This window comes from Kineosporia mesophila (assembly GCF_021129235.1).
In the GTDB taxonomy this organism is placed as follows: Bacteria; Actinomycetota; Actinomycetes; order Actinomycetales; family Kineosporiaceae; genus Kineosporia; species Kineosporia mesophila.
Window position 1 is genome coordinate 160,023 of the sequence record NZ_JAJOMA010000006.1, and the last position, 22,298, is coordinate 182,320.

At 63.2% G+C, this 22,298-nt stretch carries 8 protein-coding genes; 3 read left to right on the forward strand and 5 right to left on the reverse strand.

Features of this window, described 5'->3' with window-relative positions:
* The first annotated feature begins 13,792 nt into the window (after positions 1-13,792).
* Entirely contained in the window at positions 13,793-14,767 is a 975-nt protein-coding gene (locus LR393_RS10720; RefSeq protein ID WP_231483650.1) for a ParA family protein, read from the forward strand.
* A 280-nt stretch (positions 14,768-15,047) separates the two neighbouring features.
* Complete coding sequence (locus tag LR393_RS10725) at positions 15,048-16,175, forward strand: ParB/RepB/Spo0J family partition protein (protein WP_231483652.1); 1,128 nt, start codon at positions 15,048-15,050, stop codon at positions 16,173-16,175.
* A gap of 75 nt (positions 16,176-16,250) precedes the next feature.
* Here the strand turns inward: LR393_RS10725 and LR393_RS10730 are convergent, their stop codons facing one another.
* Together LR393_RS10730 and LR393_RS10735 are read right to left on the reverse strand one after the other, a co-directional pair.
* On the reverse strand, positions 16,251-17,192 hold the full coding sequence (locus LR393_RS10730; protein ID WP_231483654.1) for a D-alanine--D-alanine ligase family protein: 942 nt from the start codon (positions 17,190-17,192) through the stop codon (positions 16,251-16,253).
* A 40-nt stretch (positions 17,193-17,232) separates the two neighbouring features.
* Positions 17,233-18,552, reverse strand: a complete 1,320-nt coding sequence (locus tag LR393_RS10735) for an aminotransferase-like domain-containing protein (RefSeq protein WP_407937305.1) — start codon at positions 18,550-18,552, stop codon at positions 17,233-17,235.
* A gap of 233 nt (positions 18,553-18,785) precedes the next feature.
* Between LR393_RS10735 and LR393_RS10740 the strand changes: the two genes are divergently transcribed.
* Positions 18,786-19,448: a GNAT family N-acetyltransferase gene (locus LR393_RS10740; protein WP_231483658.1), complete on the forward strand. Its 663-nt coding sequence runs from the start codon at positions 18,786-18,788 to the stop codon at positions 19,446-19,448.
* Between the two features lie 98 nt (positions 19,449-19,546).
* Here the strand turns inward: LR393_RS10740 and LR393_RS10745 are convergent, their stop codons facing one another.
* The 3 genes from LR393_RS10745 to trxB all read right to left on the reverse strand — a co-directional run bounded on the left by LR393_RS10745 (position 19,547) and on the right by trxB (position 22,269).
* Positions 19,547-20,710, reverse strand: coding sequence for an N-acetylmuramoyl-L-alanine amidase (locus tag LR393_RS10745; protein ID WP_231483660.1), 1,164 nt, complete (start codon positions 20,708-20,710; stop codon positions 19,547-19,549).
* A 56-nt stretch (positions 20,711-20,766) separates the two neighbouring features.
* Positions 20,767-21,102, reverse strand: coding sequence for a thioredoxin (trxA, locus tag LR393_RS10750; protein ID WP_231483662.1), 336 nt, complete (start codon positions 21,100-21,102; stop codon positions 20,767-20,769).
* 144 nt (positions 21,103-21,246) lie between these two features.
* Positions 21,247-22,269: a thioredoxin-disulfide reductase gene (gene trxB / locus LR393_RS10755; protein WP_231483664.1), complete on the reverse strand. Its 1,023-nt coding sequence runs from the start codon at positions 22,267-22,269 to the stop codon at positions 21,247-21,249.
* Positions 22,270-22,298: the final 29 nt, after the last annotated feature.

The window sequence follows — 22,298 nt, forward strand, 5'->3', positions numbered from 1 at the left end:
AGGGGCCCATCAGCTCAGACCAATAGAACAGCGGAAGGGCGCTCAAGGCGCAGGTGGCAGATCTGGAGCTCACCGACTCGGCCGTGCGCCGCGGGCACAGTGATGTACTCACCGAGAAGCATGTCCGCTGCATCTCCCAGAGCAACCTCCACCGACGGGTGGACGATCGACGTCCGCGAGATCCCTCTGCCGAGCCCGTAGTAGACAGGTGCTGGTGCGACCGACCCAAATCCATCCCGAAGAGAGCTGCCGGCCAAAGGCTGCGATGACAGTCCGAATGTCGCTGTCGCCACCGAGGTAGCGACGTTCACCCGACGAGGTCGGCGATCGTTGAGGTGAAGTCACCTCGCCCTACATTGATCGTGAGATCCAAGTCGGCCTGGATCAGGACTAGGTATGGGCGCAAAACAAGCGTCACTTGCACTCAACCCCGAATAGGGAGGGGAGTCTGGTCCGAACAGCTGTGCCGCCGTGTCGAGGTCACACCCGCGATAAGGGACCAGGGCAAGCTCGCGATTGCAGTTGGCCCGCTCTGGGATGGCCAGAGGCCAGATGATGTTCTCGGCACGGGCCGGTTTTCCGGAGGCTCGTGCGGGGCAGTTCCCCCACGAACCAAACGCGCGGACGATGAGCGGTGGCGAACCCAGCCTCCACTGTGATGCGCAGCCAACTGACGGTCACGTCCGGGCCGCCCGGTTCCACCAAGGCGACGACTATCTCCCCATTCGCTGTCGCTCGGCAGCAGGGTCTCAGGCTTTTAGCCACCTCACTTTACCGGGAACGGTGATGGCGATCTGATTGGTCAGATCGATCGTGGTTGCGTCAGATCGGCGTGCTGACTGACCGTTGGACCTCGGACGGTTGCGATCATGTCGACCCTGCCCACTTGACTGTGGTTCACGATCTTGTGCTCAGGCACGTCACTCGTCACCATGCCGGCCAATCCGAGTGCCAGCCTGTTGCTTCCATCTTTGGTTTCATCGGCGCGCGATTCCTTCTCCGCAAATCACTTTCGCCAGCTGAGACCGCAAGCATGTTTCACGTGAATCGAGGGCGCCTTTGGCCACCCCCCATGGCTTCCATTCGGAAGCCAGTGCTCATTGGGTGATCTCACTGTGGACTCCAGGCACATGGATGAGACCAATTACGAGAGGTGGGAAGTGCCCATCGATGTGGACTGCTCCCGCCGCACAGAAGCTACGTAGTGAACATGGCGCATCCGGCACTCTCATAGGGAACGGCACTGCGGTGCCACAGGGCCAACTAGCTCGTCTAGGCCGAGGGCACATTGCCATCGCTGCGATGGTGAACAAAGAATCATTCGGCTCAGCTAGCTAATGCTTACCGAGTCCTAGTGATGGCCAGCTACGTGGAAGTCACCAGCTCATGGTTGAACCTGTTAAGGCGGCACGACAGCCCGGTGTCCGCGCTTTCGTGCCCAGAAGCTCCTGAAGATCTAGCTAACTTTGACCCCCCAGTCCCTTGGACGCAGATAGGTACGCGCATCACCTACCTCGCACGGGGTAAGGGTGCTCCCATCTCCGTGCCGTGCCGTGCCGTGCCGTGCCGTGCCGTGCCGTGCCGTGCCGTGCCGTGCCGTGCCGTGCCGTGCCGTGCCGTGCCGTGCCGTGCCGTAGCGACATTGACAGATTCCGGCGAAGCATCCAGCTGCTTGTGCAAGGGCGGGAATGAGAGGAGTTTATTGGCGCGCGAGGGGGTATGGACGACTCGACAAGGGCTCAGATGGGGTGCTGCTACCTCAGCTAATCTGCCTTCTTCGTTGCCGGCCTTGACTTCCCTACTTCCATCTGCGGCCGTCATGCACTGGTTTCGTTGGGCTCACGCCGCGTTCAGAAGGAGGATGAGCGCACCTCCGACGTTGATTGGGCCCGTCAAAGTTTCACGTGAAACGCCTTCGACCAAGAGCTTCAGCGGCTGGGCCTAGCCGGCCACTCGCATCCCCTTGGCCCCGCCCGACCAGATCAATACGGGCCGGGCATCAAGACATGCTTTTGCACCTCGAAGCGCCATCATCACTAGGTCTCCATGAGGTGATGAATGACGCCTCGCCGTGGTTGACCGGATGCCAGCGGAGGCTGTGAATACAGCCTCACGAGTCGCTCTCTAAAGGTCAGTCATCGCTTGGTCAGGCTCCCAATGCGGCTACCTCAACCCCGAGGTATTTGCCTCCGAGCAGGCAAGAACCATCGGCGGCCAAGGTGTATACCTACCTACAACTATTCTTCGCCGGTCTAATCCTATGGCGGAAGCCGGAGTCCGCTCCGTCAAGCCTCTCGCTGCCAAGTACAGGAGCTGCAAGCTTCATGGTCGTCTTGGCTACCCACCGCACCCCTAGCATTCTGACGTCGCGTTGATCAGCGCGACCCAGGCGCCGCTTAAGGATGCAGAGCAGTGCTCTTGGCAGAGCCTGACCGCGCTGACTCGACGAAGCCATCGCCCAGTCGCCGTGGTCAGGCTGGCTGGCCTTTGTGGCTGTTTTTGGCCCCGGGCTTGATTCACGTGAAACGGTCGGTGGGGTGACCGTCCTTTAGCATGCGGCCGACGGCCTGTCCCTAGAGGCGCTTCATCGACCAAGTGGATTCTCGTACTGTGTTGAGGCATCGAGGACGCCCTTGTTGGGGATATACCGCGGGACTCAGCAATCGTGAGCACCACTCAACAGGCGACTGTCGCTGCGGCTAGGTCCAAAAGAAGATCGATTCCCGCTGATCCAGCGCGGTGCTCGAACGTCGTGTCTTCCGCAAGCCTCCACAGCCTGAGCAGGGACTCCACAAAGACTCAAGACCATCGGAGCTGGGCCCATCGACAAAATGAGTACGCCGGTGCGCCCAGTCCTCATTGGCTCATCGGAACGCCAATGTCGATCTGCAGTGGCCCAGCCAATGACCGCGCCGGTGGTGTTGCCAGCCCGAGCTGTCCATCTTCGCCACGGCTCGGGGCAGCAGTGGTTCGGCGGTATCCAGCTGTCCCCAAAACAAATCTGCCGAGGGTGCGCCGCACCTAAGAGCCAGCTGGGACAAGGTGCCTCGTTGCTATGCCCATATCGCGATCAGTCTTGGACAATTGGACCTGGGCCCTGTTGGGGAAGTCGCTGCCGTAGCGAGGGGCGTCCGGTGGTTGTCTTGGGGGGTACCGAGTGGTGGTCCTTGAAGCGGTAGTTCTATGTGGGCTCCACTCGGTGCCGCTAAACAGCCCCCGAGTGGCCCCGCAGCATGACTTGCAAAAAATGCCCCAGAACAAACGATGGCTTCAGATACTGGCCATCGCTCGGATGGGCCTACTGACATCCAAATACGCTTGGACACCGGGTGGAGCTGGCTGATGTGAAACTCACTAAGAGCCTGCGAGGTCGCCAGTTTGGAGTGCCCGTTCTGCGGCGCGGCACGGCACGGCGTGGGAGTAATGCGACGGCACTACGGTCCGATCAACCGCGGATCTGTCAGGCCACTCGATACTTCTACTCATGAACATTCGTCGTTGCAGTCTGGAAGTAGCTAGGCCGGCGAGGCTTGGATCCGCACGCCTAGCCACTGGTCTTCATGCTTGCCCGGGGCTCGCCCAGACTGGCGCTTGGATTGCGATGCTTTCCGGCTGTCTAATGCCACTGACGCCCTATGGGCGCGGACGCCAGCCAGGTTCGCTCGAGGTCGGATAGCTGCTAGACGTGGGAATCCACAGACTCATCCACGCCCTGTGGGTAAAGCAGCCAGAGCTGCGGCCCTGGATGGGGAGGCCGACTACGGAGTGGCGGCCGCATGCCTCAGCTGACGGACCACAAGTCACTTGTCGAAATCTATTTCCTGGACGCCGTGGTACCAGCCAGCGAACGTTGTCGAGCAGTCTCCGATCCCCTTGTGCGGCGCGATGGATGTGAAACAACCACAGCAGTCAGACACCCAGCTCATGCTGGCCTCGGTCGGCGCCGTTTCACCCAGTTGAGCAGCTTCGTTGCTGGCTCTCGAGAGCTCAGCTGTTGGCCGGTTGTCCCCAGGTTTCTCCACAGCCATGGTGAGGCCAAACCGCAGGTCAAGCGACTGTGACCACAAAACTTCACAGCGCTATCCACAGGCGGAAAAGCGTGCACAGTCTGCTGCGATGAGTCCTCGCTTGGCCGTCGGCGACGTAAGAGCTCGTCCTTCGACCCAGTGCCGATTCTCGTACGCCAAGGCGCAACGGGGGTCTATCCACAGGGCGATGACCCTGTAGCCCAGGAGCCAGACATGCTCCTTCCAAAGGGATACGACTCACGCCGGCGTTCGTCCACAGTGTGGATGGGTCTGTGGAAAAGCATCCATAGCCACTGGTCGCAGTGAAGTAAGAATCTGAGTTTCAGCCGGCTCCATGTTGAAGTCAGACGCGGATCGTCCAGCCGTAAAGCTCATGCCGCGAACGGGAGATTGCGGCCCGGCCGCGCGTTATCCACAGGACGGGGGAGCCGCGTCGGCTCTTAGTTCGTAGAACCCGATGGAACTTAGAGAGACGCCTAAGGCGACAAGTCCACAGGCGGAGACTTTTGGTCGGTGCTAGTCGCCCTGCGGCCCACGGCAACCAAGCCCATCGGACAACAGGCAACGGGCATATGGATTACGTCAGAGTCAGGAACTGCTGACAGAGCTTTCACTCGTGGTCCCAAGTGTCGCCTCCTGCTTGGGTCCTGATCGCGGAATCCTATGAGGGCCCAAGGCGGAGCTCGCGCGATTCGCCCGTGACAGGCGAGGGATGCGCACAACAGACTGTCCTCGCCTAAGTGATTCATGGCCGAAACGATCATGGGCCTGGCCTGGAACTGGATGTGGCCTGAAGCCGAACCGGAGCAGTACCGGGGGAGTTGAAGCCGTGTCAGCTGAATTCTCGCCGGGCATAGCTCTTACTCAAGAGATTGCCATGTCGGTGCGTGGAGCTTCCGGCCCTCAACAGGGCGACGCTGCGTTGCTCTTTAGGTGTTGGCCACTTGGGCCTTGGTTGCGATGAGCTGCCAACCCACTGTTCCACGTGAAACACAGACGATGACTGCTGGGGTGACGTCCTGTGCCAACCCAGTAAGACACGGCACTCTTCGCGCGTCAGAAGACGGGCGCTGCACTGCAGATCCGTTTCCCCTCCACCCGTCACGGTTGGCGAGCAGCAGATCCGTCAGTAACGGAAAGTTCTCCGCGCGCATGGTCGCAAAATGTTCGCACGTCCAGCAGGGGCAGCAATGATGAGTGGAGGGGTGCCCAAGGCCATCGGTCTTGGTCAAGGCTTCAGCGAGGGTGGAGCCGGATAGGGCATTGCGGACGGGTCTCGAAGAGACGCTCTCCGCATTGATGCGATCCTCTTGCACGCGCTGCGTCTTGACTAGGCTCCGTCGACTGAAAATCAGCCCAGGCGTTTCGGAACTAGCTGGTCCAAATCCCGGGCTACGGAAATCAGGTTAATCGTTGATGTCGGTGTTCCCAGCAAAGCGTCGAGCATATGGATTTACAGCGGAGGTTGTTGCCCGTCGAATGAGGGCTGTGAGCCAACTTCTTCGGAGCACGTCCCTCAGCAAGTCAAGCCAACTTCTCCAGATCAGCTGCACCGACATGTCGACAGCAGGGTCGCAACGCGTATAGGTATGGTTCGTTCGCTGAGTAGGGTCGGGCTGCCTGGCCAGAGGTCGACATTCCATCAGCGTCAGGATCAGGGCTCGGCAAGGGGCTGGTAGGTGTCGACCACGGTAGAAGTAGCTCTTGTCTTGGATGCTGAAAGATTGCTGGTTGAGACGTACTCGCTGCTGCATGGATCCTCCTCGTGGAGGAGCCGTTCCGTAAAGGGTGATGGAGGAGAGAACCGCCATCGTGTTGCCTAAGGGGGTGTGTCTGGTGACGACGCATCACATCTACCCGCGTGGCGTTTGGTCGGTGGTAAGGCGTTCCGGAGGGTCGCCCTTGGCTTGGAGAAGCTCCGTTTCACGTGGAACAAGGGCCCACGCTGTGAGTGGTCTCGTACTCGCGTGGTCGCCGCAAGGGATGGTGAGCCGCGCTGGGGTCAGTAATCGGACGAGACGATGGGTGGGCAAGCTCGGCAGTGGCCCGGCGAAGACTCGTGAAACGCGTATCCAGATGAGCGGCGAGAGATTGCCATGGCCAGCTGGTGATGTCATGAGAAGCGATTGGCGGCCGAGAGGATTTCGAGCGGCGGCAGCGCCCTTCCCGTGGATACGGTTCGCCGGCCTTCGAGGCCTGGGTTCGACATCAATTGGCAGCTTGGGCGAAGCGCGGCATGCCCGTCATTCAGCGCCAGCCACCTTGGACTTTTGGCCACCACTGATGCGGCACGATGAATCTGTCATGGACACAGACCCAGGTGATTGGACAGATCACTCTTGCCATGTGCAACCCAGGCTGGTGGACATATCGCTCGGATTGAACGGAAAGACAAGATCTACGTTAGGTATGGCAGCAAGCTGCATCTGGCATGGCAGGGTCGGCGGATCGTCAGCCAGGCTCATAGCAATGCCAAGTGCCAGTGAGCCGTCCGTTATTCGTCGGCCCACCGGTGTCGAGGGAGCGGTCGGACCACATCCGCTAGGGCAGGTTGCATGGCGGAACCTAGAAGTTTTGAACGGCAGCCGTTGGTCCGAAAGCGCTAGGGCTGCGGATACATCCGGCAGTGGAGCGGATGGGATGACAACCGCTATCCAATCTCCTTCGCCAGGTCAAAGTTTTCATAGGTGAAGCGCGACATCGGTAGGCCCTGAGAGCGGTAGGGGGCCGGTCAGTATGACGCTCCCGAAGACTTCTCCCTCAACGACAAGAGGCGCGGTACGCGTGGTCTTCAACTCGGTGCCTACGTCATCCTTCTTGGTCAGCTGCCATGTCCTTGGGGAAATTTCGCGGGCACACGGCCGTGTCAACCAGTGGCTCAGGACATCCTCGACGAGGACTACACCAAGCAAGACTCCGCAGAGAACATTTTCCTAAAACATGCTCGCTGCCTGTTTCCAACGGCCCCCAGTACTCGGCCGTTCTTCCAAGCTTGGCATCGAGGGGCCGCTCGGACAGGGAGCCCCTCCGACTCATTGGCGCTGAACCCCACACGTTATGTGTGCCCGCCAATATTGAGTGCCGCAAAAACCAAGAATCGCTTCCAGATAGTCTCGGACGACCGCCCTACCGTCCGTGGCGCATTGACTGTGTTTCACGGGAAACCATCTCTGGCTTCCCTCACCGACCGAGCTGCAAGCCTGCCTCATCGATGGATTCCAGTCCTGCCGGCAGGTGCCGTTGCCGGGGAGTCAACGGATGGGTGGGTTGAGGAGGCCATTTGTGGGTTGGCACCGGGCCAACGATCAGTAACTGCGTCTGCAGACCTTGATTGTCGTGTTAGTGCTTTGCCTAGAGCCGCTCTCCTTCGTCCTTCCGAACAGGGGCGCGATTGCCACACACTCCGCAGGCCATGTCTACGCCTCGTTGGAGGCCCCTTGGCTATGGGCGGAGACATCCACAGCTCCACCCACACCTGTGGATGACCGTGCGAACAAGAAGCGGCCCTAACTCAAGGTCTGTGCCAAGGAGACTTCTACTGGCTGACCTGCTATTTGCGGATCGCCTTCCCAGGTTGTCGTCTCGATGGCGAAAGGACGTGCACACCCTCCGCTGAGATCTCCACTCACCAAAGGAGTCGATCTTCGGCGTCAGCCACAGGCGCTGAGTCCGCAATTCAAGGAATCATGGGTCACCGGCCAGCTACCGCTCGCCCAGTCAATGGCGCTAGCTGTGCCATGCACTCCTACCGATGCGGGGTCTCAGAGTCATCTGTCAGGTGCTGTCGATGGGGTGCCTTTAGCTATATGGCATCAGGCGAACCTGCGCGATGGGTGCTGTTGGGAGGGCTGGCGCTCACCGGGGATCAGCTCAGTGGGGCGCGTCGGAGCCAGGGGCATTGAGAGTCTGGCCGGATCATATTTGCAGTTCGATCCGGTAAGACCTCACGGAGCTTGAGACGATCACCTGCTCCAATCCCCGCAAGACGTTCGGCTACTCTGCTCTGCCAAGGCCATGAATGTTTCACGGGAAACAAGATTCCCGACATCAATCGGCGGCTCAGGGAGACTGGGTTCCCGTGAAACGCCGAGTTCCTGCGCGACGCCTCTGCGGGATGAAATGGCAGCCGGCTGCTCTCGACGGTCTGCTCTGAAGGATGGGTTCAACAGGCCACCCAGAGCTAGATACCGGCGGCGGATCTCTGGAACGCGAAGACACCCGAACCATCCAGGGAGCAGCCACCGCATCGTCGCTGTCCTCACGACTTCGCCAAGTGTCCTGGCGGGTGGGCCGGTCGGCAGCCGACCGCCTCGGTCGGCAAAGATTCAACGGACGACTGAGCTAGGTCTAGGGAAGGTCTTTGAGAACCCTAGGGTCCGCTCAGGTTGGGCACGCCTATGAACGGCGAGCAATGTTGCGCCGATCGTGCTCCAGACGATGGACTTCCCTCAGCGCCATGACGGTCGGCTCATCTCATCTCGACTGAACTTCACAGGTCTCAGCGCCGGTAAGTGAGGTGTTCATCGTCAGTGGCTGTTGGTGAAACTACGCCAAGTCTAAAGAGGTACGGCAGATCGACGCGACTGTGCCACGACCCTGGTGCTGGCAGGTGCATCCAGGTGGACTCGCTCTCGATCTGACGAATACTCAATGCCTACTGCTGTGCGTGGTGGAGCCAGCACGGCAATCCGGATAACGGTGCCGGAAGCGTTCTCTGATGCCAGCAATGTCGCGGCGCGAGCCGTCGGGGTTCCGTTGAGATAGTGGGCGACCACGCGACCCTCGCCCTCAAGCCGGTAGATCCTGGACGGCAGTCTGCTCGGCCAGATAGCTGCGAGATCTGGAGGGCTGCCCTGCGGCGAAGCGGCGCAGGGCGAGGATGGGTCATAGAGCTGGAGCCTGGCTCTCCATGATTTCAACAGCACGGTCGTTGCGATGTCAGACGGGATCGAAGTAGGTGGAGGCCTTCGGATGCTGACGGCCGAGGAAATGGCTCATCACGTGGAACACGGTCGCGTCGATTTTCCTCAGCGCTTAGTCCGATCGAATGGCGCCGCATCCCATGATTGGCCTCGTACATGATGAGCGTCGAGTCGGGGCGGCGAATCCACCATTCAGCAAGACCGAGCGAAGAGCCTCTCTGCGGATTTTCAGCCAGGTGATGTTCTGAGAATTGCCACAACCCACAGAAGCTTCGACCATCTCCGACCGACGAGATCCCCGGAGGTACTGGCGAGGGCCAGACGTGCCCGATTGATGTGACCCGCTGGTGGGCTCTGGAAGGACAGAGGAGATCTGTCCAACGCGGCCGGCGCACCCCCTGCCATCCCTCGTGGGCCGTTTCGGGAAGTGGCTGGCCGTGTGCCACGGTGTCAAAACTCATGCCGAGTGGGCAACGGGCCGTGAGAAATTCGTGGGTCGTTTAGCCGAAACCAATGGCCAAATTCGGCGGCGCGATGCAGCACCGAACGTTGAGTCCAGGCCGTGCCGAACCACCTCTCCTGAAGCGATCGCTCCGTCTAACCGTCTGAGGATTCGAAGCGAAGGAGTGGCAGATCTTGTGGCGAGAATCGGCAGGGCTCTTGAATCGGAGGATGGTGGCCCGGTGGCAATTGGCGGACGGGGAACTGTCAGCACGCGACTGACCTAACTGCGTTCGCCCAGCCGGCCATCATTTCAGGAGCAATATGACCGCAGGGCCATCTAGCCAAATCGAATGCGAACCTCTGGCAGTTGGCTGTGTCCGTTCTGGTCGGCCAAGTTGTGGGTGACTGAGCCAGTGTCTACGAGTCAATGGCTGCCAGATCGGGAGCCCGCCAATCCAAAAACTGCCAGCGGCGATCTGGCTAGGTCAACGAGTAGACCGCCAGTGGTTGGTTAGGTGGCAGAACTGGCTTGCCGCTGTCCTGATTTTGGTTTCCAAGATCCACGTTCGTGGCCGTGGTTGAGCGCATAGGCGCGAATCTGGCCGCTGACACCAGGATGCCTCAAGACATGTCGGGAGCCATGCTCAACGCTGGGATCCCGGTTGCCGTTCGGCTGAGTCCGGTTGTGGTCTCGAGGTTGAACATCCCAGCGAAGGAACCTGCCGGCCGAGGGCAGACAACCAACACCGGGGCGATGTCCCGTTCGGCGCGTCTTCGAGTCACGTCCTGGCGAAAGCGCGTCGTTGTCAGAGCGACCCAAGCACAGGAATGTTCGTGGGCCGCTCGCGCGTGAGCAGGCACCCGTCCGGGGCAGATCCTGTCGTTGAGGGCTTCTTACCACTGCTTCTCACATCGAGCTCGACGCCCCTATGAGGGTTTCGATGGCCACTACCTTCTCTATTGATCCGCACTGATCGGACCGTGGCCGGTCTGCTTCTATCGGCTCTCTTCGGATGGCAATCTCGATCCGCGTCGAAGGATCCGGACGTCCATCGGCTCGACGCCAAGGTTCAACCGATACGTATGACCTGCGACGGTAGCGCTGCAGAAACAGGGAGGCAGATGAGGGCCTGCGCTGAGAGATCCTCAAGGGGGATTCTTCGGCTGGGCCAGACCGAACGGAGCGTCTTAGTTCAGGACTGAAGGAGTGTGAAGACGCCACGGGCTGGTGGTGTGTGTTCGTCGATTGGCTGGAAGGCACATCAGGACTCATGGCAATGCATTGATTGGTGTCACCCAAATCCGTCGGAGTCTTCCAGACCGGGCTCCAAGCGGTTGATACCGGCGGTCAGTGGGGAAGCCGTTGTGCGATCAACATTGACGATGAGTCAATGAGGTCAACCACCCGAGGCCCGCGTACTTGGGGGTGGGAACCAAGTCCATGGGCGTGCCCCGGTGATTAGTTGCTGTGAGGTAGGGAAGACCGGGGGACTAACTGGGATGTGTCCCGACGCGATCCCGAAGAACACCGGACCGCACACCGCCGCGTCAGATGCGTTCCGCTGGGGAGGGAGCCATCGAAGTCTGCGCTCGATCAAGTCCGTGACGTTCATCCTGGCGTTGGTTTCGGGGCTAATGGTGAAGCGTTAATAGAGCAGGGCAAGAGGCGGTCGTGAAGTCCAGCTTGGGTACCGGAAACCACTTGGTGAGTAGTGGGGCTGCGAAGGTCTTGCTTGAGACGCCGCAGAGCTGTGAGGACCTGCCCGCTACATCTCGGCGGTTGTTGGCCGGCCAATGCGAGCCCGTCTGGGGCGGTGCAAGTCCACACGGTGCTTGGGGATGGGATCGGGTTCACGACGTCATGTTGGGGCGCCGGGCCATGAGATCAGTTCACGAAGCGGAACGGGTCGGGTGGAAGGTCGGTCAGCGCCTGCGGTGATCGCAGAGATCGGCACCTTCTCGTTCGTGATCAGGCGAGCTCCCCTGTCTTCAGCCGGGAGACGCCCTCACCTTCCGGGGAAGGTTTGCATGATCACGCCCAACGGAGCGAAGTGTGTCTAGGCCACTGCAACGGAGACTGGATGATGGTCCGGGAGTCCGGGAGTCCGGGAGTCCGGGAGTCCGGGAGTCCGGGAGTCCGGGAGTCCGGGAGTCCGGGAGTCCGGGAGTCCGGGTGTGCGGGTGTGCGGGTGTGCGGGTGTGCGGGTGTGCGGGTGTGCGGGTGTGCGGGTGTGCGGGTGTGCGGGTGTGCGGGTGTGCGGGTGTTTAGATATCCAGGAGTCCAATGGTTCAGAAGGGGTCAGGCTTGTTGGCCTGGCCTCGGGGATAGGCGACAGCCAGAGACCGAGGCCGACTGGTGGTGTTGCTGGGGGATAAGGAGAGGGACTGTTTTCACGGTCCAATCCTGGGCGAAGTCGGTTCGGAATATCGGGCGGCAGCCGGCCCGGGGACAACCCCTTCGCAGCGAATCGCCAATTGAGAGGTGCGGCCGAAGGGACACGGGCTGGCGAGAGCACCCGACGAGATTGGGCTACGCCCGCTCGCTGGTCGCCCAGTGCCGGCTGGTCATCGGGTGTCATCCGTCGATCTTCACCGAGGAACTGGTGAGCTCCTGACCGGATGTGAGGACAACCCGATCATGATTCGGAAAGTGACTCAACGCGCACTCGTTGCGCCTGACCGTTCGGGTGGCGAGAGCGCGCGTTACGGGTGCAAGTGCCCGTCGAACGCCGCTTTGAAAATCTGTGACACCACGCCGGTAGACATAGGCGATCGATCACCTATGAGGTTGAGGTGGCTCTAGGGGCCTGGCTTATCAGTCGGAGAAGGCGGCTCGAGGGCGGGCCGACGTCGGCGCGCGGACAGACCCCATTCCCTAGGCGCTGCATCAGTCACGCATTTAGAGGGACGGCCGGAATTGGTCTGATTGATGTTGGCGGACCGGTTCCGGATGGACGCGTTCCGCTACGCAGTCCGCGCCTCCCGTAGCGGCGTCATGGTGAGGTCATCTCGTCGTTTCACGTGGAACAACGAGCCCGACGCGTCGAGGCGTAGTTCCGCGGGTCAATCGCCACAGCGGCCGGAGGATTGTGCCATCACATTCACCACCTGACCGGTGACTCGCAGTACATCGGGTCTTGCATCATAGGTAGTGTGATGTCGGCATGGTTGACTGAAGCCATCTCGGGGAAAGAACGTGGTGGTGGCTCGGCGCACATCGCTCATCACTGGCCTGTGGACAATGTGGGGATCCCCAGGTGTGGATGACTGCGGTGGATGACGCGGATGGCGTCCTCACCAGCTCTGATGGGCTCGATCAGCGGGCATCCACTAGCGAGGAAGTTTTCCACAGCCGGGAAAACCTGTGGATGAGCGCACCTAGACGGGTCGAACGCGAGATGATGGCGGAGCTGGACAATGGAAGGGACGTTGGTGAGCGAATTGGGCTGGCCCTCGGCAGCACTCAAGCGAATGGCCAATGGTCTTGGTTGGCCTAAGAGCGACCACAAGTTGGTTTCCCGTGAAACATCGCCCCGCAAACCTGAGTCCGACCCTGAGCCCGCAGCCAAGCGCGCCACTGTCTTCGCACGAGCGGCCGGCTCTGAAACACAGCCCGCAGTCGAAGTGACCTCTACGACGGAACAGTCGGTCGACGTTCCGCGAACTGGACGGCACGCGGCGCCGACCCCGGTCGTGCAGCCCTCAGTGGTAGCCCAGCCCTCAGCATCGCCTCAGCTTCAAACACCGCCTCACCCACTGACTGCTGCTCCTTCGGGAAAGGCCGACCGGGACGATGACGGGCTGGCTTCGGTTCCGCCGGTTGACCAAGGGCCGGCGCCTGAGCCATCGATCGACCCTGACCAGCGCCCGGCTCAGCGCTCCGACACTGTGGTAGATCTGCGCGATGCAGTGGTCGGCCTGCGTGACGACGACATTCCGCCCGCTCCGGTAGATCGCTTCACCACCGGGGGAGGAGTGTTCGCCGTGGAGAGATACGATCGTGGCGATGCACCTTTGAGGATTCCGGGCCGGCCGATCGCGACGCCTGACATTGAAGAGATCGTCGCGGCGTACGCGAGCCGGGCGGCTCTTGGCGAGAATGGCACTTTGATCGACATGGACCGGGCCGAGCGACACGGAAGCGCTCCGGCCAATGATCACCAGCACGTCGGCGCCGACAACGGTGCCAGCCGGACCGGGGCACGAGCCCTGAGTTCCCCCACATCATCTCCAGAGGTTCGGATGTCATCGAGCAACGAGCCCAGCAATGCGGACACTGAGGCCGGATACTCGGTTTCTGTCACCCGTCCCTGGCTGGGAGTGGAGCTGGGAACTGAACCGACTCCGGGATTCCGGCAGCCGGTCCAGCGTCCTGCGGAAGCCCGAGAGACTGGCGCAATGACCGCACCGCCGGCGACAGGAAGTCAGCCGCTGGTCGAATCGATCTCGCTGATCGACGACACCCCGCTCGCGCTGGAGGTCGCTGAAGACACACGCCGCCGCATCGCGCTGGCCGGGCGTCGTTTCCCGCGTCCGAAGGAGACACGGGTGCTGACCGTGTCGAATCAGAAGGGCGGCGTCGGTAAGACGACGACGACGGTCAACCTGGCGGCGGCTCTCGCCCAGGCCGGCCTGCGGGTGCTGGTGCTCGACAACGACCCGCAGGGCAACGCGTCCACAGCGCTGGGCATCGACCATCACGCCGAGGTGCCGAGCATCTACGACGTGCTGGTCGAGGGCCTGCCGCTGAAAGATGTCGTGCAAAAGTGCCCGGACGTCGAGAACCTCTGGTGCGCACCGGCGACCATCGACCTGGCCGGTGCCGAGATCGAGCTGGTCTCGCTGGTGGCTCGTGAATCGCGGCTTCAGCGGGCGGTGGCCACCTACCTTGAGGAGCAGGAGGCCGGCCCGGGGCGTCTCGACTACATCCTCATCGACTGCCCACCGAGCCTGGGGCTGCTGACGGTCAACGCGTTCGTCGCGGCGCAGGAGGTGCTGATCCCGATCCAGTGCGAGTACTACGCGCTGGAGGGCTTGTCCCAGCTGCTGAAGAACGTGGACCTGATCAAGGGGCACCTCAACCCCCGGCTTCACGTCTCCACGATTCTTCTGACCATGTACGACGGGCGTACCCGCCTGTCGTCGCAGGTTGCCGACGAGGTTCGGGCACACTTCACCACCGAGGTGCTGAAGACAACGGTTCCGCGGTCGGTCCGGATCTCCGAGGCCCCGAGCCACGGGCAGACGGTCATGACCTACGACCCAGCCTCGAGCGGCGCGCTCTCCTACCTGGAGGCCGCCCGTGAACTGGCAGAGCAGGTCCTTGACGACAATGAGCGCGAGCAGCGACAGGCCCACGCAAACCGCACGTGAAACGAACAGCACGACAAGAGACCAAGACCGACCAGTCGTGACAACGGCCTTGGTTGCGACTGGGGCGTTCGGACGAGAACGGCCAGTAGCCACCCGACTCGACGGGCGGAAGGGTTCAGCCTTGAGGCATATTCGTCGAGTCGGGATGTACGAGCTGCGCCACATGGGTGAATCTCACCCGATGGGCGCACAGGCAAGGCCGTTGACGGGGACTCGACAGCCAACCGGCGCAAGCACGTGACAGAGCGGAAAGACCCATGCGTAATGACGAGGAGCAGGCGTGAGCGATAAGCGTAGAGGCTTGGGGCGAGGCCTCGGAGCGCTGATCCCGCCGCCTCCGGCCGCCCGTCCTGCTGGCGACAGCCCGGTGGACAGTGCTTTCTTCAGTGAGCGTCAGGACGGCGAGAGCCCGGCTGACTCGGCGAAGGTGAAGACCCCGGCCCCGGTCAAGGAGCCGGCGGCCAAGGCCACGCCGGAGACGACGGACACCAAGGTCGACCTGGAGACGAAGAAGCCGGCCGAGCCCGAAGCGCCGAAGGGCCCCGAGCTGGTCCAGGTGCCGGGTGCCTACTTCACCGAACTTCCGGTCGGCACCATCGGGCCGAACCCCCGCCAGCCGCGGACGGTGTTCGACGAAGAGGCGATGGACGAACTGGTGCACTCGATCAAAGAGATCGGTGTTCTCCAGCCCATCGTCGTGCGAGCGGTGCCCGGCACCGACGCCGACGGCAAAGAGATCTCGTACCAGCTCATCATGGGCGAGCGCCGGTGGCGGGCGAGTCAGAAGGCCGGGCTCGAAACGGTTCCGGCCATCGTCCGCGACACCAACGACGACGACCTGCTGCGCGACGCCCTGCTCGAGAACCTGCACCGCAGTGAACTGAACCCGCTGGAAGAGGCCGCGGCCTACCAGCAGTTGCTCGACGACTTCGGTTGCACGCACGAGGTTCTGGCCACGCGGATCGGCCGGTCCCGGCCGCAGATCAGCAACACGATCCGGCTTCTTCGTCTGCCGTCCAAGGTGCAGAAGCGAGTCGCGGCCGGCGTGCTCTCGGCCGGGCACGCTCGTGCGCTGCTGGGTCTCGAAGACTCCGAAGCCATGGACAAACTCGCGACGCGCATCGTTGAAGAAGGGCTCTCCGTCCGATCCACGGAAGAGGTCGTCAAGCTCACCGATCCGAGCGAGACCAAGTCCAAGCCGCGCAACAAGCCGAAGGCCGGAGGCAAGAACGTCGAACTCGACGATCTGGCGAGCCGCCTGGCCGACCTGCTCGACACTCGTGTCAACATCGCGCTCGGGCTGACCAAGGGCAAGCTGAGCGTCGATTTCGCCAGCGTCGAAGACCTCAACCGGATCCTCGACATCCTCACTCCGGAGCTGCGTAAGGCGTTCCAGAACGGGCAGTAGAACCGAACACAGATTGAGGACGCCTACCAGCACGCGTGCTGGTAGGCGTCCTCAATCTGTGTTCGGGAAGAACCGTCAGACGAGAGCCCGTTCGACCAACTGCCGGTAGACCGACGCCGGTGACAGCCCGGCGGCCTCGATCGACATCGGCAGCAACGACGTCTCGGTCATGCCCGGCGCCACGTTGACCTCGAGGAACCACGGTTGCCCGGTCTTGTCCACGATGAGATCGGTACGGGAAACGTGGCGCAGCCCGAACGCCTCGTGCGCAGACAGCGCGGCAGCTTTCACCGCGGCTTCGGCCTCGTCGGAAAGCCTGGCCGGGCAGAAGAACTCGGTGGCCCCGGCGACGTAACGCGCGTCGAAGTCGTAGAACCCGGAGTCCGGCACGATCTCGACCGGCGGCAGGGCGACCGGACCGTCGCCCGTGTCCAGCACCGTCACGGCGACCTCGACCCCGGAGATCTGCTGCTCGACCAGCGCCACATCGCCGTACGCGAAGCAGTCGACCATCGCCCGCGGCAGCGACTCCTCCCGGCGTACGGCACTCGCGCCCAGCGCCGATCCACCCCGCGCCGGCTTCACCACCAGCGGCAGACCGAGCCGTTCCACGATCGAGGTCAGCACCCGGTTCGCTCCGAGCTCGCGGAAGATGCCGTGGGGCAATGCGACGAATCGTGGTGCGGTCAGCCCGGCTTCCGCGGCGACACTCTTGGCCACGGACTTGTCCCAGGAGAGCCGGCACGCGGCCGGATCCGACCCGATGTAGGGCACCCCGACGAGTTCGAGAACGTCTCGTACCGCGCCGTCCTCACCATTGACCCCGTGCAGCAGCGGCCACACCACATCGATCTGACCCGACCGCAGAGTGTCGAGCAGCCGGTCGTCGACATCAGTGACGGTGACCTCACATCCAGCCTCACGCAGGACCTCGGCGACCCGGCGGCCCGACCGAAGGGATACCTCGCGCTCGTGCGAGAGGCCACCCGCCAGGATCAGAACCCGCGGTGACAACATGACTTCCGTACCTCCAGCAGACATTTGTTTGTGACGTGAACTAGGAGAGGTCAGGTCCCGGCGACTCGAAAGACGAGCCGATCCGGTTCGACCGCGGTGCGGGGCCGAAAGTGGCCTGTACTTCCAGCTCTTCATCAATTACCCCGGCCAGCCGGCGGACGCCTTCGCGAATCCGTTCCGGGGTCGGATAGCAGTACGACAGCCGCATGTAGTCGCGGCCCTGGCCGTCGGTGTAGAAACCGGTTCCGGGCGCATAGGCCACGCGGGCCGTGACCGCGCGGGGCAGCATGGCTTTCGTGTCCAGACCGTCGGGCACCTGGACCCAGACGTAGAAACCGCCCTGCGGGTTGGTCCAGTTCGAGGTGGGCAGCATGTCGTGCAGGGCCTGCAGCATGGCGTCGCGGCGTTCTCGGTAGAGCTCGCGGAACAGGCCGATCTGATGCTTCCAGTCGTGCTCGGCCAGGTAGGTGGACACTGCCATCTGGCTGAACGAGCTGGGACACAGGATCGCGGATTCGCTGGCCAGCACCAGTTTCTCGCGGACGGCGTGCGGGGCGACGGCCCAGCCCACGCGGAAGCCCGGGGCGAAGGTCTTGGAGAAGGAACCCAGATAGATCACGCCGTCGTCGTCGAGGGAACGCATCGCCGGCAGGGGGTCACCGTCAAAACCGAGCAGACCGTAGGGGTCGTCTTCCATCACGAGAACGCCGAAGCGGCGGGTGATTTCCAGGATCTGAGGACGCCGGTGGGCGGCCATGGTGACGCCCGCCGGGTTGTGATAGTTGGGAACCGTGTAGAGCAGTTTCACTCGCCGGCCGGCACGTCGCAGAGCGATCAAGGTCTCTGAAAGGGCTTCCGGGATCAGGCCTTCCTCGTCCATCGGGACATGAACGACGTCAGCCTGGTACGACCGGAAGACTCCCAGCGCACCCACGTAACTGGGAGCCTCGGCGAGAACGACGTCCCCAGGATCGACAAAAATGCGGGTCACCAGGTCGAGGGCCTGCTGGGAACCGGTGGTCACGACGATGTCGTCGGGATGAGCGGTGACCTGGTTGGGCGCCATCACGTCGAGGATGCGCCGGCGTAGCTCCGGATCGCCCTGGCCGGAGCCGTACTGCAGGGCCACCGAGCCCTTCCGGTCGACCAGCCCGGCCACCGACCGGCTGACCACATCCATGGGAAGGGCCGACAGGTTGGGCATACCCCCGGCGAGCGATACCACCTCGGGTCGGCTGGCCACGGCGAAGAGGGCCCGGATCTCGGATGCCGTCATCCCGTGGGTGCGTGCTGCGTACGAGCCCAGCCAACGATCCAACCGTGAACCCTTGTCGCTCCTGAACCCATCACCGGTCTGCATGGTGCTGATCCCACCTTCACCGCTCGCGAGGCCTGAATGGAGCAGACCATCAGTAAGACAGGGCCTTGTCCACGGCATTACGTTCAGTAACTGGAAAGTAGCTACATGACGTATTCACGTGTCCGGCGCGACAGGCTTACGATCTATTTCGTTCGCCACCCTCGTCAGTATTCTTCTGTCTGCCGAGGATCTGATCGACTCAAAATCGCACCGACCGCCGCAGGAGCTGCTGGATGAGCCGCAGGCTCGCACCGCTCACGCTGGACAACCTCTCGGATCTTCCGAGTACGTGCCGGCGTTGTGTCACCTGGGAACTCGACCCACTGGCAGCGAAACAGGCCATGAAGGCCGGGGACACCGGGTTCGAGAAAGAAGCCTGGATCTCCGGGACGTTGCTGGAATGGGGGTCGTGCGGCCGGATCGCCTACGTCGACGAGCAGCCCGCCGGCTTCGTCACCTACGCGCCGCCCACCCTGGTGCCGCGCGCCCTGGAGTTCCCGACGTCACCCGTCAGCGGCGATGCCGTGTTGCTAATGACTTCCCGGGTGCTGCCGCAGTTCGCCGGGGCCGGCCTGGCCCGGATGCTGCTGCAGGCCACGGCGAAAGACCTGAGCAGGCGCGGAGTGCGCGCGCTGGAGGCTTTCGGGCTGACCGCCGGTGGCGGAATGGCCGCGGATCCCGCCGATGACGACAAGGAGAAGGCGTCCTGTCTCGTGCCGGCCGACCTGCTCACCGCCGTCGGGTTCAAGACCGTGCGTCAGCACCATCGTTTTCCGCGGCTGCGGCTCGAACTCAAGACCGCCACGTCGTGGCGTGAAGATGTCGAACTCGCCCTTGAGCAGATCCTGGGCACCGTGCGTCTCCCCGCGCTCACCGGCACCGGCGTCGCCCCGTAGCTCACATCGTCCTCCAAGCAACCAATGAGGGACGCAGGTCAGCCCCACGCGAAAGGCCCCCACCGAATCGGTGGGGGCCTTTCGCATCGCTCAAGAGATCAGCGTTGGCGCGCGAAAGCCTGCACGTCGCTGAGCGATAGCGTGCCGGTCTCGGCGTCGTTCTCGGCCAGGTAGAGCCTCTGCACGGCGAACAGCATCGACTCGGCGATCAGGGACCGGAAGTCCGCGTCGCCCAGGCGCTCGGCGTCGCCGGGATTGGTGAGGTACCCCAGGGCCAGGATGACCGCGGGCATCCGGGTCAGCCGCACCGGATCATACGAGCACGGGTGACTGCGGTCGTCCAGCATCCCGGTGCGGGCCACGATCTCGCGCTGCAACAGCACTGCCAGACGCTGCCCGACCTCGGAGTGCTGCCCGACCCGGCCACCACCCCAGTAGAACGTGGCCACGCCCGAGGCCACCGGATTCGCGAGCCTCTCGGTGACCAGGGAGATCACCAGATCGGCGCCCTCCGACTCGGCCAGGGCGACGCGGTCTTCGGTGCTGATGTCCTCGTCGGGCTGACGGGTCAGCCGGACTCGGGCACCGACGGCGGAGAGCCGGTCGGCCAGCCGCAGAGCGACGTCGTAAGCCACGGCCGCCTCGTTGACCCCACCGGCGCCCGGCGTGCGGTCGGAGCCGGGGTCGAGCACCACGGTCTTGCCGGTCAGGCTGACTCCGGCCATGGCCACAGAACCCCGTGAGCGCAGCGCCCAGGCGTCCCCGCCCGAGACGGACCGCCCGAGAGCGCCGATGGCCGTGAATGTGGGACGGCCGCAGATGCCGTCGGCGGGCAGGCCGAGACCACGCTGCAATTCGCGCAGCGACGCCTCGGTGGCCGGCCCGAAGATGCCGTCGACCGGACCGGCGTGCAGACCCAGCACGACCATCCGCTCCTGGAGCGCCGACACGTCGTCGCCACGCATCCAGTGGCCGGCGGTGAGCAGCAGGGTGCGGTCGCCCAGACGCCAGCGGGCGCCGTCCAGGGCGAAGGCCGTCTGCGGCCCGACCAGACCGTCGGCGACCAGGCCCCGGTCTTGCTGGAAACCGCGCACGGCCCCGTCGAGCTGGTGGTCGAAGAGGGACTGCTCAGCAGAAGGCGCACCCGGCAGCAGGACACCCGCCCGGATCAGCAGGGCCCGCAGAACCGGCACGAGATCGTCGGTGTCACCCAGGCGGAGCGGGCGCCCGGCCGCAGCGAGCAGGCTGGTGGGCACATCCACGGCGGCCGGCGCTCCGTTCTGATGGCGGGGGGAAGAACTCACCATCGTCGGTGTGATCAGTTCAGGAAGTCGGCCAGCTCACGGAGCAGGATCGGCTTCGGCTTCGCACCGATGAGCGACTTCACCAGCTCCCCGTTCTGGTAAACGTTCAGCGTCGGGATCGAGGTGATGCCAGCGGAGGCCGCGACCTTCGGGTTCTCGTCGGTGTTGATCTTCACCACGGTGATCTCCGGGTGCTGTGCGGCGATCTCGGCCAGAACCGGCGCCACCTGCAGGCACGGGCCGCACCACGGGGCCCAGAAGTCGACCAGCACCGGCTTGTCGGACTTCAGCACCTCGGCGTCGAACGTCTCGTCCGTGACGGCCTTGGGCGCGCTGGTCGTGTCAGCCATGGTTTCTCCTCGAAAGTGGCAAGCGGTGAAGCGATTTCAATTCAGCGAGACCAGGCCCGAAACGGGTCTGGATGATGATGCCGGACCCGGTGGGCCGCGGCGGGGAGGTCGGGCCCGCGAGTTCCCGGCGGGCCCGGAACCACCTCAGTGAGTGACAGCGCTCCAGTTGGCGACCGTCTCGGTGCGCTCCTTGGCCGCGCTCGCCACCGCACCCTCGTCGAGACCGTTGGTGACGTCTTCCACCGCGGCCAGGAAGCGCTCGGCGTCGATCGCGGCCGTGGTGCCGGACGCAGCGGCGGTGATGGCCTGCTGGTACTCGTGGTCGACCACGTCGCCACAGGCGAACACGCCGGGCACGCTGGTGCGGGAGGAGCGGCCCTCGGTCTTGATGTAGCCGGCGTCGTCGAGCTCCAGCACACCCTTGATCAGCTCGGTGCGCGGGTCGTGACCGATCGCCACGAACAGGCCGGTGATGTCCAGATCGCGCTCTTCACCGGTGACGGTGTCGCGCAGCCGGATGCCGGAGACCTTCGCGTCGCCGTGAATGTCCACGACCTCGCTGTTCCAGGCCCAGCGAATCTTCGGGTTGGCCTGCGCGCGGTCTTGCATGATCTTCGAGGCGCGCAGCGAGTCGCGGCGGTGCACCACCGTGACCGAGCGGGCGAAGCGGGTGAGGAAGGTGGCCTCTTCCAGCGCGGAGTCGCCACCGCCGATCACGGCGATGTCCTGCTCGCGGAAGAAGAAACCGTCACAGGTCGCGCACCAGCTCACGCCGTGCCCGGAGAGAACCTTCTCCTTGGGCAGGCCGAGCTCGCGGTAGGCCGAACCGGTGGCCAGGATCACGGACCGGGCGCGGTAGGTCGTGCCGTCGTGCAGCTTGACCTCTTTGATGTCACCCGTGGCGTGCAGCTCCGTGACATCGTCCGGGATCAGCTCGGCCCCGAACTTCTCGGCCTGGCTGCGGATCTTGTCCATCAGCTCCGGGCCCTGGATGCCGTCGGGGAAGCCGGGGAAGTTCTCCACCTCGGTGGTGTTCATCAGAGCGCCACCGGAAGTCACCGAACCCTCGAAGACCAGGGGGTTCAGGTTGGCGCGCGCCGCGTACAGAGCCGCGGTGTAGCCCGCCGGGCCCGAACCGATGATGATGACGTTCCTGACGTCGCTCACGTCTTCTCCAAGTCCACGGAATTGCCTGC